A 16,693-nucleotide genomic window follows, 5' to 3' on the forward strand; every position below is an offset into this window, starting at 1 on the left:
AACAAGGACGGGAGAGAGCTATGAACCTCATGCAGAACCCCGAACGAACCCACGCCGATGCCTATCCCACGCGCTTGCCACAGGAGACCTGGACCGAACGCCAGGACCGCACGGTCTGGAGCCAGTGGCGCCCCGATGCGCCGCTGACCGCCCAGCAGGCCGACAGCTTCGAACGCAACGGCTTTCTGGTGCTCGAAAACCTGTTCACGCCCGAAGAGGTCAAGGCATTGCAGGCCGAGGCGAAGGGCTTGCGTGAAGGCGGCCGCACGCTGATGGAAGACACGGTCATCACCGAACCCGGCAGCGAAGCCGTTCGCACCATCTTCAAGCTTCCCGAGCAGAACGCGCTGTTCGATCGCCTGGCACGCGACCGGCGCCTTGCCGGCATCGCCCGCTTCCTGCTGGGTGACGAGGTCACCATTCACCAGTCGCGTCTGAACTACAAGCCCGGCTTCACCGGCAAGGAGTTCTACTGGCACTCGGATTTCGAGACCTGGCACGCCGAGGACGGCATGCCGCGCATGCGCGCTGTTTCCGCCTCGCTGCTGCTGACCGACAATGACGCCAACAACGGCGCCCTGATGCTGATGCCCGGCTCTCACAAGATGTTTGTCGGCTGCGCGGGCGAAACCCCGGACGACAACCACAAGACCTCGCTCAAGGCACAGGAAGTGGGCACGCCCTCGCATGAGGCGCTGAGCCGCCTGGCGCGGGAAAACGGCATTGAAACCGCGACCGGCCCCGCCGGCACGCTGGTCCTGTTCGACTGCAACACCATGCACGGCTCGAACTCGAACATCACGCCCTTCCCCCGCTCCAACGCCTTCTTCGTCTTCAACGCGGTGTCCAACGCGTTGCGCGACCCCTTCGCGGCCTCGAAGCCGCGCCCGGATTTCCTGGCCTCGCGCGGTGATGCCCTTCCGCTGGAAATCGCATCGGGCCCGCTGGCCTGAAAGGAGAAAATGCCAAATGACCAAGGCTGAAAAAAACAGCCACGACGCATCGCGGGACGAAAAGCCGCTGCGATGCGCGCATACCGTCGAGAAGATCGGCGGCACCTCCATGAGCCGGCTGCGTGAACTGCTCGGCACGATCCTTGTCGGCGAGCGCACGGGCGCCGGTCTCTACCAGCGTGTCTTCGTCGTGTCCGCGTTCGGCGGTATCACCGACCGGCTGCTGGAACACAAGAAATCCGGTGAACTGGGCGTCTACGCGCTGTTTGCCAGTGCCGACAACCACCATGGCTGGATGGACGCGCTGTCGCAGACCGCCAGCGCCATGCTGGAGATCAATGCCGGCCTGTTCGATCATGCCGCTGACCGGCAGGCCGCCGACGAATTCGTTCGCGAACGCATCGAGGGCGCGCGCGGTTGCCTGATCGATCTGCAGCGCCTGTGCTCTTATGGTCATTTCCAGTTGACCGAGCACATGCAGACGACCCGCGAACTACTGGCCGCCCTCGGCGAGGCGCATTCGGCCAACAATCTGGCGATCCTGCTGCGCCGCCATGGCGTCAACGCCCGGCTTGTCGATCTCACCGGTTGGCGTGACGAATCCCAGCCGGACCTGCGCGAGCGCATCGAAGCGGCCTTCGCCGACATCGACCTGGCCAGCGAACTGCCCATCGTCACCGGCTATGCGCAATGCCGCGAGGGCCTGATGAAGGAATTCGACCGGGGCTATTCCGAAGTGACCTTCGCCACCATCGCCGCGCTGACTGGCGCCCGCGAGGCGATCATCCACAAGGAGTTCCACCTTTCCAGCGCCGACCCGAAGCTTGTCGGAGCGGACAAGGTGCGCAAGATCGGCCGCACGAACTACGATGTTGCGGACCAGCTTTCCAACATGGGCATGGAAGCCATCCATCCCAAGGCGGCCAAGACCCTGCGCCAGGCAGGCGTGCCGCTGCGCGTGGCCAATGCCTTCGAACCGCATGATCCCGGCACGCTGATCGACGCGGAACTTGCCGGCGAGCCGGGTGTCCAGATGATCACCGGCCTGACTGTCACGTCCATCGAGCTGTTCGAACAGGACATGGTCGGCGTCAAGGGATATGACGCGGCCATCCTCGAAGCCCTGACGCGCCATCGCCTTCGCATTGTCTCGAAAGCCTCCAACGCCAATTCCATTGTGCACCATGTCGAAGCGACGCTGAAAGGCGTGCGCCGCGTCGAGCGCGATCTTCGCGAGCGCTACCCCACGGCCCGCGTCACCGCGCGCCGGGCGGCCATCGTCTCGGCCATCGGCCGCGACCTCACCGGCCTCGACGTGATGCTCCACGGCTTGCAGGCCCTGCGTGAAGCGGGCATCGCGCCCATCGCCGCGCAGGAAACCGGCCGGGGCGTCGATGTCCAGTTCCTTCTCGCCGAGGAGGACAAGGAAGCTGCCGCGCGCGCATTGCATCGCGCACTGGTGGAAAGCGTATCCGGCAAGCCGCTGAAACAGGCTGCCTGAGGGGGACCGTGGCGGCGCGCGGGACGGCGCGCCGCCACGGTTTTGTCCTGGTTTCCTCGACAATTCCGCACCGAGGGAGAGGCTTTACGCCTGGGCTGTAACGGCGGCTTCGAGCGCCTCGATCACCGATGCCGACAGCGATTGCTTCTCGGCCTCGCAAAGCGGACAGGGCCGGTCGAGCCGTGCCATTGCGTCACCCATGGAAAATTCGTTTGCCGCCTTGAGAGCGGCCAGGTCTCCCCATTCCAGCGGAACGGCAACAGGCGCACCGGGCCGCGCCCGCACCGACCAGGGCGCGATGGCGGTGTTGCCGCGCTGATTGCGCAGCCAGTCGATGAAGATCCGCCCCTTGCGCTTCTGCTTCGACATCGTATCGACATAGCGATCCGGGAAGGCGCTGGCGAAATGCGCCGCAACCGTGCGGCAGAAGCCGGTCGCTGTTTCCCATTCAACCGTCCGGCGCAGGGCAATGACGACATGCACGCCCTTTCCGCCGGTGACCAGCGCATGGCTCTCCAGCCCTGTACCGGCAAGGAAATCGCGCAATTCGAAGGCTGCCTGCCGGACATCGCCAAACGCCAGTCCCTCGTCGGGGTCCAGGTCGAAGACCAGCCGGTCCGGCTTTTCCAGCCGGTCTGTGCGCGAGCCCCAGATGTGGAACTCGATGGCGCCCATTTGTGCCGCGGCAACAAAACCGGCCTTTTGCCGGATCTCCATATAGGCTTCCGACCCGCCGGACGCCTCGGTGATCCGGACGGTATCGATCTGCGCCGGAAAGCCCTTGCCGGCATGTTTCTGGAAGAAGCAATCGCCGTCACGACCCTGCGGGCAGCGCAGCAGGGAAACGGCCCGGCGGCCGGCAAGCTCCAGCATGCGCTCCCCCACGCGCGCATAATAGGCGGCGACATCGCCCTTGGTGCAGCCGGCATCGGGAAACACCACCCGGTCGGCATGCGAAATGTTGACGCCCAGAAAGTCCGCCATGATGCGTTTTCCCTATTTCGGCTTTTCCAGCTTCACGGTCCTGGCATCCTTGTCATCGCGCAAGCCCAGATAGACGCCATGGCGGATGATGCCCTGGTCTGTCAGTTCGGCCATTTCCACCTCGACGACCAGTTTCGGCGTCACCCATCGGGCATCCCGCGCCACGGCTGAAGGTACGTCGGTGACGGGTGCAGTCTTACGGCCCAGCTTGTCAAGCATCGGCGCCAGCCGGTCGAATGCGTCGGCGCCGAAACCACTGCCGACCCGCCCGCGATAGACGAGATCACCATCCTCATGGGTGCCGAGGATCAGGGAGGAAAAGGGCCGGCCCTTCTTGTCCGATGGCGACCAGCCGGCCACGACGAATTCCTGCCGCCGGCCGGCCTTGATCTTCAGCCACGCGCCGCTTCGTTTTCCGGTATAGCGGCTGTCGGCCTTCTTGGCGACAATGCCTTCGCCACCGGCCTTGCGGACATTGTCGAACACCGTCTGCCCATGGCCGCGAACATGCTCGGAAAAGCGGACAGGCGAATCCTCCGGCAGTCCGGCGAGCAATTGCTCCAGCCGGTCCTTGCGGCTGTCGAGCGGTTGCTTCGACAGGTCGTCGCCATTGAGGTGCAGCAGGTCGAACGCCATGAACAGCACCGGCCGGCCCTCTTCCAGATCGCGCTGCAAGGCCGAAAAGGAAGAACCCTTGCCCGCGCTGGCAGAAACCACCTCGCCGTCGATCAGCGCATTGCGGCACTCCAGCCGGCAAAAGGCCTCCGGCAAGCCCTTGTAGCGGTCGGTCCAGTCCAGGCCGGACCGGCTGTAAAGCCGGACTCCCCCCTTGCCCAGCGCTGCCAGGCAGCGATAGCCATCGAACTTCACCTCATGCAGCCAGCCATCGCCGTGCGGAACGGCATCGACAAGCCTTGCCAGTTCCGGCGCGTGGAATTGCGGCCGCGCCAGATCGAAACCGCGCGATTTTTCGCGTTTCGATGACTGTTTCGACGTCGGCTTTTCAGGTTTCCTGCCCTCGGCAATGGCCGCCATGCTCCGCCCGCTTGTCACGCTTGTCTCGAAGCGGCTGGTCAGGGCATCCGTGTCGTCCTCCTCGAAAGCATCATGTTCCTTGATCAGAAGCCAGTTTTCCCGCTTGTCCTTGCCGCGCATGCGAACCAGTGCCCATCCGCCCTTCATCCGGCTGCCATAGAGCGTGAACTTCAGCTTGCCTTTTTCCAGGCCGGACGCGAAATCCTCTTGCGGCGCCCACGTTCCCTGGTCCCAGAGCATGACGGTACCGCCGCCATATTCGCCTTGCGGGATCGTGCCTTCGAAATCGCCATAGTCGAGCGGGTGATCCTCCGTGCGCACGGCCAGCCGTTTCTCCGAGGGATCGGCGCTCGGCCCGCGCGTGACGGCCCAGCTCAGCAGCACGCCATCCCATTCCAGCCGGAAGTCATAGTGCAGGCGCGAGGCATCGTGCTTCTGAACGATGAAACGCGGCCGCTGCGACGCGGCACCCCGCCCGGTGCCCGAAGGCTCCGCCGTCCTGGTGAAATCGCGTTTGGCCACATAGTCGGCCAGCCTTTCAGCGGTCTTGTCCATGACGTTCAAATGCAACCGGAGCGTCGTTGTTCCTGGCTTGGCCATCCCGCTGGTGACCGGCAGCGGCGGCCGTCAGTGCGCCCAGAACCAGCAGGCGGAAAACCCGTTCCCCGCGCGAAAGGCCCTCAGCCAGGTTAAGCCGCCGGGCGCCACCCAGCCACAGGTCCATGCGTTCCGGCGTGTTGTTGCGCCGCTCCGGGGCGATCTCGTGGTCCCCGCTGATCTTGCCGGCATCCTTGGCCTGTTTCAGGAGCGACGGTTGAAAACGGCTGTCGGCAACGTCCAGCATGGCCGCGATACAGGCCTCGTCGCTCTGGCCGCGCAGGTCTGCCACGCCATACTCGGTGACAACGAGATCGCGGAAATGCCGCGGTACCGTTTCATGCGGACAGGTTCAGCGAATGTTGGACACGAGCCCGCCCCCGCTTTCGCGCGTCGCGTTCACCGTGTTGATCGAACGGCCATCCTTCATTCCGCCGCATCCCGGTGCTGTTCGTTCGTCTGAATGCGCCCGACCTCGGCGGGATCGAAATCGTCCACCGCGATGACCTCGTCCACCAGATCTTCGGCGCGGCGAACCTGCTCGGCCTCTTCCGGCGACAGCAGGCCTTTTTCGACCGCCGCTTCGAGCGTTTCGCCGGACTTGCGCAGCTTGCGGCGCATCTCTTCCGTCCGGATCACCGCAGCGAAGGCCTTCTCCAGCGTGGCCAGCGCACCGTCGCCCGAAACCGCGCGCACACCGGCAGTCAGCCGGTCCCGCGTGGGCGATGGCTCCAGCAGCAGGCCTGCACATTGCCGCGTCAACGTGTCGGAGGGGCCGCGATGCGATCCGCCCGGCAGCGTGACGGCACGCAGGAACAGCGCGGCGGCGCGGTTCGGCAGATTGGCCAGCACCTGATCGAGGCTTGCGCCGATGCGCGCGAAGGCATCGGCCGCCGCCCATTCCACCAGCGGAAGATCGGCATCCTGCCGGCCCTCCTCTTCCCACCGTTTCAGCACGGCAGACATCAGGTAGAGGTCCGACAGCACATCGCCAAGCCGCGCCGACAGCATCTCGCGGCGCTTGAGCGAACCGCCGAGCGTCAGCAGCGCAAAATCGGAGATCAGCGCAAAGGCCGCGGCATGGCGTCCCATCTGCCGGTAGAAGCGCCTGGCCTTGCCGGTATCCGGCGCCGGCGCGAAAATGCCGCCCGTCCACGCCCGGCCAAGGGCGCGAAACAGCGTCTTGGCGGAATGGCCGACATGCGCCCAGAACGCCTTGTCGAAGGCATCGAGCGCCGCATCGCGATCCTTCTCATCGAGCGCCAGGATCTCGTCCAGAAGATGGGGATGGCAGCGGATGGCGCCCTGCCCGAAGATGATCATGTTGCGCGTGAGAATATTCGCGCCCTCGACGGTAATGCCGACCGGCACCGCCTTGTGGAAATTGCCCAGCCAGTTCCTCGGCCCGTCGATCACCGTCTTGCCGGCATGAACGTCCATGGCGTCGTCGACCGCCTCACGCATGCGGTAGGTCGCATTGGATTTCATGATGCCGGAAATGACGGCCAGCTTGCGCCCCTCGTCGAGGCCCGCGCAGGTGAGCTTGCGGGCGGCGTCCAGCGTGTAGGCATTGGCCGCCAGGCGCCCAAGACGGCGCTGCACGCCTTCGAACTTGCCGACAGGAATGCCGAACTGTTCGCGCACGCGGGCATAGGCGCCCGTGGCATGGGCGGACATCGACGCTGCCGCCGAGGACAGCGACGGCAGCGAAATGCCGCGCCCGGCAGCCAGCGCGCTCATCAGCATCATCCAGCCCTGTCCGGCATAATCCGGCCCGCCGATGATGTGGTCGAGCGGCACGAACACATCTTCGCCGGTCGTCGGCCCGTTCTGGAAAACCTGGCCGCAGGGAATGTGCCGCCGCCCCGTCGTGACACCTTGGAGATCCGTCGGGATCAGCGCGCAGGTAATGCCTTCGCGAGCCGTTTCGCCGATGAGCCCGTCAGGATCGCTGAGCTTGAAGGCCAGGCCGAGCACGGTGGCGACCGGCCCGAGCGTGATATAGCGCTTCGACCAGTTCAACCGGACGCCGGTGACCTCCTCGCCCTTCCACATGCCTTTGCACACCACGCCGGTATCGCGCATGGCCGACGCGTCGGAACCGGCATGTTCGCTGGTCAGGGCGAAGGCCGGCACCTCCTTTCCGGACGCCAGCAGCGGAAGCCAGTGGTCGCGCTGTTCGTCCGTTCCAAATTGCAGCAGCAGTTCGCCCGGTCCCAGCGAATTGGGCACCATGACCGTGACCCCGGCGGTGATCGACGCCGTGGAAATGCGCCGCACCACTTCCGAATGAGCGAAATTGGAGAAGCCGAGCCCGCCGTATTTCTTCGGAATGATCATCCCGAAAAATCGGTTGTCCTTGATGAAGGCCCACACATGCGGCGGAAGATCGCCGGCCCGCGTGATCTCCCAATCGTGCAGCATGGCGCACAAGTCCTCGCACGGACCGTCGAGAAAGGCCTGCTCCTCGTCGCTCAGCCGCGCCGGTTTGGTCGCCAGGAGTTTGCGCCAGTCGGGATGGCCGGTGAAAAGGTCCGCATCCCACCACACCTCCCCGGCATCGATGGCCTGCTGTTCGGTTTGCGAAAGGGAAGGCAGTTGTTCCTTCGCCCAGGCGAAGATGGGGCGCGTGATGCGGTCACGTCGGAATGTGCGAAACGACATGAGATCCTCCTCTCGCGAGAACGCATGCGCGGCCCCGAGGTTCCGTGCAAAAGCCGCAGCCCCGCTTGCGCGTTCAGACGATCAGCCGGTCCCATGTCCCGTAGCTGTTGCGGATGGCCCCCCGGGGAACCGCAAGGCCGATCAATGCGGCGCCGGCAAGGACGCTGGCGGCAAGCTGGAGAAGCGTCGTTCCGGCCACCAGCGCCACGATGATGAGTCCGGAGCCGAGCAGCATGTTGAGGAACCGCACCGGGCGCATGGTTTCGGCCATCGCGGTGAAGCTGACGGTGATGACAAGCGATCCGATCAGGTGGTCGGCATTGGCCATCACGCCCTCCGAACCCAGTGTCAGCCGGGTGAAGAGCAGCCAGGTGCCCACTGCCACCGAAGCGATCAGGCTCCACGGAAACGAGACGCCGCCGACGATCATCTCGCGCAGGGCCTGCAGCGGATAGAGGTTGAAATCGTCGTCGTCCACGCGGCTGTCGGCACCCTCGTCCGTGTCGCCGGTGAAGAAGATGCGCAGCACGGGCCGGCCGGCCTTGTGCCGCCGGACGAGAAACTGCCCGGTCGCGACCAGTTCGTCCACCGAATAGGGAATCTGGATCACCATGGCGGCGGCTGCCAGCAGGCAGAGCGTGCACCAGGTGCCAAGCAGGATGGGCTGGATCACGATGAAGGTGATGGAGACGATGCCGAGCGGCACGATCATGATGCCGAACAGCATCACCAGCCAGGGCATGGTGCGCCAGCGCCGCGACGAGCCTATCAGCCCGGTCAGGATTTCCAGCATGTAGGTGAGCGCGCCAAGGCCGGCATCAGGCACCGGCCAGGCCTCCGACACCGGCGATGTGATGATCTCTTCCGTGCCGTTCTTCCCGTTTTCGGCCGCGCCCGCGAAGAACGGGTCCCAGACGCCGTCCACATGCCCGAGCTGGTAGGCCGTCAGGTAGCGCGAGACGAGGAGCCCCACCACCGCCAGGACGATGATCGGCAGGCGCTGGAACCAGCTCGACGGCGAGAATTCCCAACCCGGCGGAACCGTCGGGCCGGTGGTCGCCGCCACCACGCTGACGCCCGGCGGGGGCCGCACCACGACGGCAAGGGCAAAGACAAGCGCACCGGTCAATGTGCCGTTCAGATAGGCTGCCGCTGTCGGCGCCCAGAAGACAAGCGGCGCGAACATCACCCATATGCCGGCCGCCGCGACGGCCCAGCGCACGATGCTCAGCCGCCAGGACAGTGTCAGGAAGGAGAGAAGGACGATGGCAAGTCCGGCGATGGCATCGCTCCAGATCATCCCCGCCGCCTCGTAGCCGAGCGCCGGCGGACTGGTCATCAGCCAGGCGCCGAGTACCATGTTGAGGAAGGGTGCCCAGAGAAAATTCCGGTGCGCCGCGCGGTACCGTTCCTCGGCTGTCCTGCGCAGCGATTCCGGATCGGCCCTGCGCTCCGCCGCCTCACCCATCCATGGCGGCGGCGTGATTCCGTTTTGCCGGTACCAGCCGGCCGGGTCGTTTTTCAGGTTGGCTGCAATCCGGGGAAGCGTCCGGCGAATCGAGTGCTGCTCCTCCCAACCCAGCAATTCGCGGGCGAGCGTGGTGTCCAGTTCGTAATGATCGTCGGCCATGTCGATCATGAACGGGCGGATGAAGGGCTTCTCCCCCTGGTCGAAATCGTCGGGAACAACCGGCTCGCTTTTTTCCTCCAGCCATGCCCCGGCTGTTGCCAGCGGTTTGGGAACGCTGAACGTGTCCCACTGCTCTTCGCCATGGATCGCCGAGGCGATCAGCCGTTGCAATTCGCCATAGGACACCGCATCGCTCTCGCCGACGAGAATGGCGATGTCGTCGGGAAGATCGCCGCGCCGGTCCACGGTGCGCACGAAGGCGTCCACCATGTCGGCCTTGTGGACGAAGGATTGCCCGGTCTCCAGCGATCCGGAATAGGCATGCGCCTTGGGGTTGCGTTCGTAGATGCGGGCGATCTGGTGCGACAGGGTCGGAACGGCGCTCGTCTCGTCATAGAGGCCGGCAAGGCGCAACACGACATAGGGAATGTGGCCGTGATGGTCGCGTATTGCCTGTTCGGCACGGGCCTTCGACTGCGGATAGGCCCATTTGGGTTCGATCGCCGCCTTTTCCGTGATCGGCAGACCCGGCTTGCCCGCCCGATGCACCAGCATGGTCCCGGAATAGACGAACTGGCCGACCTCGAAGTCCTGCAAGGCATCAAGCAGGTTGCGCGTTCCATCCACATTGACCTTTTCGTAGAGCGGATGTTCTTCGCCGGAAAAATCGAAATAGGCGGCCAGATGGATGACGCTGGCAATCTTGCGGCCATGACGCTCGCCGATCTCTTCCAGCGCGAGGCGAACCGAATCGGGTGAAGACAGATCCGTCTCCACCACCGGGCAGGCCGCTCCCTCCTTCTTCAGGTCGAGCCCGGCGATCCTGTAATTCCGTTTCAACGCCTTGACGAGCACCGTCCCGATCTGCCCGGCTGCGCCGGTGATCACGATCAGGGGCTTTGCGTTTCTCTCACTTCGTTTTTCGGCCATGCGCTCCGGTTTTCAGGTTCGGACTGGAAAACGGCAAGGGGACAGCCGCCCTTGCGGCCGCGCCCGGCTTGCAAGTGCAATGAACACGGCCCCGGTCATGTTCCGGAACGGAATACAGATTGTACCGCAATGGCAGCGGATGCCGGCTCGCCCGGCAGCCGGAAGGCAGGCAATCCTAGAGCGCGTTGAGGATGCGCTGGATGCGTTCGACCATGCCGACCATGGCCGGTCCGTAGACGGTTTCCATCTTGTCCCGCGTGAACTGATGCGGCGGCCCGCCGCAATTCAGCCCGTAGATACCGGACCCGTCAGCCGCCACCAGCGCCGTGCCGACGGCGTTGATGTCGTCGCGCCAGGTGCCCGGGGAGGCGACGAAGCCCTTTGCGGAAAATTCCGTGACCGCCCTGTCGATCGTTGCCTTCAGATCCGGCCATTGCGAACCGTAGCGTTCCGAAAGCCCGGCCAGGACCGGCGCGCGCTGCTGGGGCGTCATGGCGGCGATGATGGCCCGGCCCATGGCCGTCTTGGCAAGCGGGACGCGCGACCCGGTATCGAGCTGGACGGTGAAGGTCGAGGACCCACGCGAAATATCGATATAGAGCGCGCGATTGCGATCCAGAACGCCAAGTGCCACCGGCGCGGCCAGCCGGTCTGCCATCTCTTCCATCAGCGGCCGCGCCACCTGCCGGATGCCAAGCCCCGCCAGCGCGGAATAGCCGAGCGCGATGGCTTGAGGCGCCAGCCTGTATTTGCCCAGACGCGGCACCTGGGTAAGGTATCCCAGCTGGCACAGCGTATAGGTGAGGCGCGTCACCGTCGGCTTCGCCAGGCCGGTCCGCTCGGCGATTTCCTGATTGCCCAGAAACGTGTCCCGCGCCTTGAAGGCACGCAACACCTCCAGCCCGCGGGCGAGCGCCATCACGAACTTGCGGTCGCCGCCTTCAAATTGCGCCAGATGCTGGTTGCTCTCCACAAGCCGCCCCCTTCAAGACGTTCCCCACCCCCCGTGTTGACATTCGGGGTGAGGTGAATATCAATTACATATAAAAAAGTAAAACATAATTTCGCTATGCGAAACGGGAGGAGCATCCACGATGCATCGTGTGCATGCGGATTTGGCGGCAGCCGGCCGCAGCGGGTTCATTTTGCCATTCGACCTTTCGCCGGCCGGCGGTGCCCCGTGATGCCGGCCGGCGGCTCCTTGCTTTCCGTGCAGGACGTGGCCGTCCGGTTCGGCGGCATCAAGGCCCTCGACGGGATCAGCTTTACCATCGAGCCTGGCCAGATTCTTGGTCTGATCGGTCCCAATGGCGCTGGCAAGACGACGCTCTTCAATTGCTTGAGCCGTCTCTACACCCCCAATTCGGGCGACATCCGGCTTGCCGGCAAGACCCTGCTGGACCGGCCGGCACACCGCATTTCCTCCGCCGGTATCGGCCGCACCTTCCAGAACCTCGCGTCCTTTGCCAATCTCAGCGTGCGCGACAACGTGCGCATCGGCGCCCATTCCGCCAGCCGGAGCGACATGGTCAGCGATGTGTTGCGCCTGCCCCGGTCGCGCCGGCAGGAAACCCGCATCAACGCCATTGTCGACGAATTGCTGGACTATCTCGATCTGCAGGGCGTCGCGGACGAGACGGTTTCCGGCCTTTCCTTCGGCACGCTCAAGCGTGTCGAACTGGCCCGTGCGCTCGCCAGCCGGCCGCGCCTTCTTCTGCTCGACGAGCCGGCCGGCGGCCTCAATCATGACGAAGTCTCCGAACTCGCCGGCCACATCCGCCGCATTCGCGACGAGCGCAACGTGACCATTCTTCTCGTGGAGCATCACATGAACCTCGTCATGTCGGTTTCCGACGTGGTGGTGGTCCTGAACTTCGGCCGCAAGATCGCCGAAGGAACGCCGGGCGAAGTCCAGGCAGACCCCGAAGTGATCCGCGCCTATCTGGGGGATCGCAAATGAGCCCGCTTCTGAAGGTCCGCGGGCTTGAGGCCCGCTACGGACAACTGAAAGTGCTCCATGGCATCGATTTCGACATCGGCCGCGGCGCGGTGACCACGCTGCTTGGCGCCAATGGCGCGGGCAAGACCACCACCTTGCGGGCCCTTTGCGCCATGGTGCGCCATTCCGGCACGATCGAATTCGACGGACAGGACATCGCGCGCAAGCGCACCGAGGACATCGTGCGCCTCGGCATCGCCCATGTGCCGGAAGGACGCGGCACCTTCACGTCGCTTTCGGTGGAGGAAAACCTGCAACTGGGCGCCATGACGCGCCGCCAGGGCAGCGGCATCGCCGAGGACATCGCCCGGATCTATCGCATTTTCCCCCGCCTTGAGGAGCGCTCGCGCCAGCAGGCAGGCACCCTTTCGGGCGGCGAGCAGCAAATGCTGGCCATCGGACGTGCCCTCATGCTCAGGCCCGCGCTCATGCTGCTGGACGAGCCCTCGTTCGGCCTTGCGCCGCTCGTCGTCGAGGAGCTCTTCGCCATTCTCGCGGACATCCGCGACACCATGGGCGTCAGCATGCTGCTGGTCGAGCAGAACGCCTCGCTCGCGCTCGAACTGGCCGACCAGGCCTACCTCATCGAGACCGGCAGCATCGCCATGTCCGGTCCGGCGGCGCAGATTCGCGGCGACGACACGATCCGCAATTCCTACCTCGGCTATTGAAGGGGCAAGCGATGGAGATCTTCATCCAGCAGGTTCTCGGCGGCATTGCCACCGGTGGCATCTATGCCTGCATGGCACTCGCCGTCGTGATGATCTATCAGGCGATCCACCACCTCAACCTGGCCCAGGGCGAGATGGCGATGTTTTCCACCTTCATGGCCTGGCAATTGCTTCAATGGGGCTTTCCCTATTGGGGCGCGTTCCTGCTGGCGCTCGCATTGTCCTTTGCCGGCGGCTTCCTGATCGAACGCATCGTGCTCAAGCCGATAGCCAATGCCCCGGTACTCAGCCATCTGGTCATCTTCATCGCGCTCTACGCCATCTTCAACTCGCTGGCCGGCTTCATCTGGGATTTCACCGTCAAGCCGTTTCCCAGCCCGTTCGGCACCGCCACGCTGTTTGGCGGCGGGCTGATCGGCGCCCACCAGGCCGGGATGATCCTTGTCACGCTCGTCGTCCTCGTGCTGCTGTTCGCCTTCTTCCGCTACACGCGCATCGGCCTGGCCATGCGCGCCGCCGCGGCCAATCCCGAATCCGCGCGCCTGGTCGGCATTCGCGTCGGCACCATGGCGGCGCTGGGATGGGGCATGGCCTCGGCCATCGGCGCGGTGGCCGGCATCATGATCGCGCCGGTCGTCTTTCTCGAACCCAACATGATGCTCTCCATCCTGCTCTACGGCTTTGCCGGCGCGGTGCTTGGCGGCCTGACCAGCCCCGGCGGTGCCGTTTTCGGCGGCTTTGCCGTCGGCGTGATCGAGAACCTGGCGGGAACCTACATCCCGGTTGTCGGCGCCGAACTGAAACTGCCCATCGCCCTGGCCCTGATCGTGGTCGTCCTCGTCATCAAGCCGAACGGCCTGTTTGGCCGCACCGTGGTTCAAAGGGTCTGACATGGCTGTGCAAGAGCAAGTGAACTCCGTCTCCGCCGATCATCCGGACGCGGCCGCGGCCAGGCGCTTCAGCCGCGGCGCCTGGCTTGGCATCGCCGTCCTTCTGGTGCTCTTCGTCTGCCCGCTCTTCCTGAAGGGCTTCACCGTTTTCCAGCTCAACATGATGCTGATCTATGCCATCGCCATCATGGGCCTGAACCTGTTGACCGGCTTCAACGGCCAGTTCTCGCTGGGCCATGGCGCCTTCTACGCCATCGGCGCCTACACGACAGCCATTCTCATGGAACACTACGGCATCGGCTATCTGTGGACGATCCCCGTGGCCGGCCTGGTCTGCTTTGTTTCCGGCTTCCTGTTCGGCCTGCCGGCCTTGCGGCTGGAGAGCATTTATCTCGCCCTGGCCACCTTCTCGCTGGCCATTGCCACGCCGCAAATGCTCAAGCTCTCCGTTCTGGAGGAATGGACCGGCGGCGTGCAGGGCATCGTCATCCTGAAGCCGGATCCGCCGTTCGGGCTGCCGCTCTCCCAGGACCAGTGGCTCTACTATCTCACGCTCGTCATCGGCCTGCTGCTCTACTGGGCCGCGCGCAATCTCGTTGCCAGCCGCTCCGGCCGCGCCATGATGGCCATTCGCGACAATCCGGTCGCCGCCCGCTCCATGGGCGTCAACGTATCGCTCTACAAGGCGCTTGCCTTCGGCGTCAGCGCGCTTTTCACCGGCATTGCCGGCGCCCTGGCGGCCATCGTCATCCAGTTCGTGGCCCCTGACAGCTTCACGCTCGTCCTGTCCATCGCGCTGCTCGTCGGTCTGGTCGTCGGCGGCGTCGGCTGGCTGCCCGGCGCCATCGCGGGCGGCGCCTTCATCGTTTTCGTCCCCAACATCGCCGAGGAGGTCTCCAAGGGCCTGTCCGGCGCGATGTACGGCATCATCCTCATCCTGCTGATCTACCTGATGCCGAGCGGGGCGGGAGGTCTGATCCGGACCTTGGCGGATCGCATGAAGCGCCGCTAAGGCGCCGAACCAGAGGGAGTGAAGACATGAGGAATGCAAGCAAACGCGCGGCCGTGCTGGCCGTTGCGACGGGCGCCTCGCTCGTTGCCATCGCGGCCGGCGCACAGGAAACGGGTGTCACCGACTCCACCATCAGGATCGGTCTTGTGCAGCCGTTCAGCGGCCCGGCCTCCGCCTATTCGCAGATTGCCAAGACCGATCAGGCCTATGTCGAGATGCTCAATGACAATGGCGGCGTCTGCGGGCGCAAGATCGAACTGATTGCCTATGACGACGGCTACAGCCCGCCCAAGACGGTGGAGCAGACGCGCAAGCTCGTCGAGAGCGACGAGGTCATGTTCATCTTCAACGGCCTTGGCACGCCCACCAATTCGGCCATCCAGAAATACATGAACGCCAGGAAGGTGCCGCAACTCTTCGTCGCCACCGGTGCGTCCAAGTTCGGCGATCCGGAAAACTTTCCCTGGACCATGGGCTGGCAGCCCAACTACGTCGACGAGGGCAAGATCTACGCCGCCTATATCCGCGAGAACCATCCCGACGGCAAGATCGGCATCCTCTACCAGAACGACGACTACGGAAAAGACTACGTTAACGGCCTGAAGGCCGGTCTCGGCGACAAGGCTTCGATGATCGTCGCCGAACAGCCCTATGAAACCTCCGACCCCACGGTCGATTCCCAGATCATCAATCTCAAGGCTTCCGGCGCGGACATCTTCATCAATGTCGGCACCCCCAAATTCGCCGCCCAGGCGATCAAGAAGGCCCATGAGATCGGCTGGAAACCCACGCAGTTCCTCAACAGCGTCTCCAATTCCGTCGGCGCGGTGCTCAAGCCGGCAGGCCTGGAAGCCTCCAGGGGCATCATCAGCGCGGCCTATCTGAAGGATCCGCAGGATCCGCAATGGGAAAACGACGAGGGCCTGAAGAAGTGGCACGCCTTCATGGACAAGTACTATCCCGACGGCGACAAGACCTCCAACTTCACCATCTATGGCTACGGGGTCACGCAAACGCTTGAAAACGTGCTGCGGGCGAGTTGCGACGACCTCACCCGTGCCGGCATCATGAAGGCGGCCGCCAGTATCGACAATCTCGAACTCGATGTCTCCCTGCCCGGCATCAACGTCAATACGGGCCCGAGCGATTTCTATCCGCTCCAGTCCATGCAGCTTGAACGCTTCAATGGCGAGCGGTTCGAGCTTTTCGGCGAGATCATCGACGGTGCGTCGGCCAGCAACTGAAGGGCTGACGGCCAGCCCGGAAATCCGCGGCTTTCCGGCCGCGGTTTTCCTTTCTCCCCGCCCCTTGTCTGCGGCAGGACTCGCCAAAGCGACCGTCTTGTGTTAACTATTATCTATCGCTGGCATTCGGTATCGGCAGCCGGCGCCTGAGAGACATCTCCCTTTCCAACCGGGTTTGCGCTCCCGCCTTAACGGCAAAGGAGCATGCGATGCATTCGCAGACAATGACCTGTTCCGCCTGCGGAACTGTCAATCACATCATTGTGGAAGGCGACATTTCCCTCGTTGAACAAATCCGCTGTTCGAAATGCCTCGAACCTCTGGGCAAGTTCGACGATATGAGCGCTGCCATGAAGCCGGACGCACCGGGCCGCCCGCCGGCGTCCACCTGACCGGTCGGCGGATCCCGCCGCCTCGCGAACCGCATGAAAAAGCTGACGCTGCGAGCAACCCGCAACGGAAACGTCTTGAGACTGTCGTGATCGTTTGGTGCCCCTGGCCGGGATCGAACCAGCACTCCTTGCGGAACTCGATTTTGAGTCGAGCGCGTCTACCAATTCCGCCACAGGGGCCCGTGGCCAGG

11 protein-coding genes, 1 tRNA gene and 1 pseudogene are annotated in these 16,693 nt (G+C 64.3%); 7 read left to right on the forward strand and 6 right to left on the reverse strand.

Translation table 11 applies throughout. The features are described from left to right. Positions 1 to 20: 20 nt before the first annotated feature. Together thpD and R3D65_RS04675 are read left to right on the forward strand one after the other, a co-directional pair. Complete coding sequence (thpD, locus tag R3D65_RS04670; protein ID WP_371274070.1) at positions 21 to 953, forward strand: ectoine hydroxylase; 933 nt, start codon at positions 21 to 23, stop codon at positions 951 to 953. A gap of 16 nt (positions 954 to 969) precedes the next feature. Further along, positions 970 to 2,454: an aspartate kinase gene (locus R3D65_RS04675; protein WP_371274071.1), complete on the forward strand. Its 1,485-nt coding sequence runs from the start codon at positions 970 to 972 to the stop codon at positions 2,452 to 2,454. A gap of 84 nt (positions 2,455 to 2,538) precedes the next feature. On the opposite strand, the pseudogene ligD reads toward R3D65_RS04675, so the two are convergent. The 5 genes and pseudogenes from ligD to R3D65_RS04700 all read right to left on the reverse strand — a co-directional run bounded on the left by ligD (position 2,539) and on the right by R3D65_RS04700 (position 11,267). Beyond that, positions 2,539 to 5,028: pseudogene (ligD, locus tag R3D65_RS04680) on the reverse strand (DNA ligase D). Continuing rightward, the gene (locus R3D65_RS04685; protein ID WP_371274072.1) at positions 5,012 to 5,362 is read right to left on the reverse strand and encodes a hypothetical protein; all 351 of its coding nucleotides are present in this window, start codon (positions 5,360 to 5,362) and stop codon (positions 5,012 to 5,014) included. Before R3D65_RS04685 ends, ligD begins: the two are co-directional and overlap by 17 nt. Positions 5,363 to 5,496: 134 nt before the next feature. Beyond that, positions 5,497 to 7,734 (reverse strand): acyl-CoA dehydrogenase, encoded by a 2,238-nt coding sequence (locus R3D65_RS04690; RefSeq protein ID WP_371274073.1) that lies wholly within the window; start codon positions 7,732 to 7,734, stop codon positions 5,497 to 5,499. Positions 7,735 to 7,807: 73 nt separating this feature from the next. Continuing rightward, entirely contained in the window at positions 7,808 to 10,294 is a 2,487-nt protein-coding gene (locus R3D65_RS04695; RefSeq protein WP_371274074.1) for a vitamin K epoxide reductase family protein, read from the reverse strand. A 175-nt stretch (positions 10,295 to 10,469) separates the two neighbouring features. Next, positions 10,470 to 11,267 (reverse strand): IclR family transcriptional regulator, encoded by a 798-nt coding sequence (locus R3D65_RS04700; RefSeq protein WP_371274075.1) that lies wholly within the window; start codon positions 11,265 to 11,267, stop codon positions 10,470 to 10,472. A gap of 210 nt (positions 11,268 to 11,477) precedes the next feature. Here R3D65_RS04700 and R3D65_RS04705 point away from each other — a divergent pair, with 210 nt between their 5' ends. From R3D65_RS04705 to R3D65_RS04725, 5 genes are read left to right on the forward strand one after another with little or no spacing between them, the layout of a single operon-like run. Then, complete coding sequence (locus R3D65_RS04705) at positions 11,478 to 12,254, forward strand: ABC transporter ATP-binding protein (RefSeq protein ID WP_371274360.1); 777 nt, start codon at positions 11,478 to 11,480, stop codon at positions 12,252 to 12,254. After that, positions 12,251 to 12,964, forward strand: a complete 714-nt coding sequence (locus tag R3D65_RS04710; RefSeq protein WP_371274076.1) for an ABC transporter ATP-binding protein — start codon at positions 12,251 to 12,253, stop codon at positions 12,962 to 12,964. Before R3D65_RS04705 ends, R3D65_RS04710 begins: the two co-directional genes overlap by 4 nt. Positions 12,965 to 12,975: 11 nt before the next feature. Then, complete coding sequence (locus tag R3D65_RS04715; RefSeq protein ID WP_371274077.1) at positions 12,976 to 13,854, forward strand: branched-chain amino acid ABC transporter permease; 879 nt, start codon at positions 12,976 to 12,978, stop codon at positions 13,852 to 13,854. 1 nt (position 13,855) lies between these two features. Next, positions 13,856 to 14,866 carry a branched-chain amino acid ABC transporter permease gene (locus R3D65_RS04720; protein ID WP_371274078.1) on the forward strand — a complete coding sequence of 337 codons (1,011 nt, stop codon included), beginning with the start codon at positions 13,856 to 13,858 and terminating at the stop codon, positions 14,864 to 14,866. A 26-nt stretch (positions 14,867 to 14,892) separates the two neighbouring features. Further along, positions 14,893 to 16,110, forward strand: a complete 1,218-nt coding sequence (locus R3D65_RS04725) for an ABC transporter substrate-binding protein (RefSeq protein WP_371274079.1) — start codon at positions 14,893 to 14,895, stop codon at positions 16,108 to 16,110. 487 nt (positions 16,111 to 16,597) lie between these two features. On the opposite strand, the gene R3D65_RS04730 is transcribed toward R3D65_RS04725, so the two are convergent. Next, positions 16,598 to 16,682, reverse strand: a tRNA-Leu gene (locus R3D65_RS04730). Positions 16,683 to 16,693: the final 11 nt, after the last annotated feature.

This window comes from Zhengella sp. (assembly GCF_041397485.1).
Taxonomy (GTDB): Bacteria; Pseudomonadota; Alphaproteobacteria; order Rhizobiales; family Rhizobiaceae; genus Zhengella.

Coding starts and splice junctions, on each gene's coding strand:
- R3D65_RS04725 (WP_371274079.1), top strand. CDS start 14,893: ATGAGGAATGCAAGCAAACGCGCGGCCGTGCTGGCCGTTGCGACGGGC.
- R3D65_RS04715 (WP_371274077.1), top strand. CDS start 12,976: ATGGAGATCTTCATCCAGCAGGTTCTCGGCGGCATTGCCACCGGTGGC.
- R3D65_RS04695 (WP_371274074.1), bottom strand. CDS start 10,294: ATGGCCGAAAAACGAAGTGAGAGAAACGCAAAGCCCCTGATCGTGATC.
- thpD (WP_371274070.1), top strand. CDS start 21: ATGAACCTCATGCAGAACCCCGAACGAACCCACGCCGATGCCTATCCC.
- R3D65_RS04690 (WP_371274073.1), bottom strand. CDS start 7,734: ATGTCGTTTCGCACATTCCGACGTGACCGCATCACGCGCCCCATCTTC.
- R3D65_RS04705 (WP_371274360.1), top strand. CDS start 11,478: ATGCCGGCCGGCGGCTCCTTGCTTTCCGTGCAGGACGTGGCCGTCCGG.
- R3D65_RS04720 (WP_371274078.1), top strand. CDS start 13,856: ATGGCTGTGCAAGAGCAAGTGAACTCCGTCTCCGCCGATCATCCGGAC.
- R3D65_RS04675 (WP_371274071.1), top strand. CDS start 970: ATGACCAAGGCTGAAAAAAACAGCCACGACGCATCGCGGGACGAAAAG.
- R3D65_RS04710 (WP_371274076.1), top strand. CDS start 12,251: ATGAGCCCGCTTCTGAAGGTCCGCGGGCTTGAGGCCCGCTACGGACAA.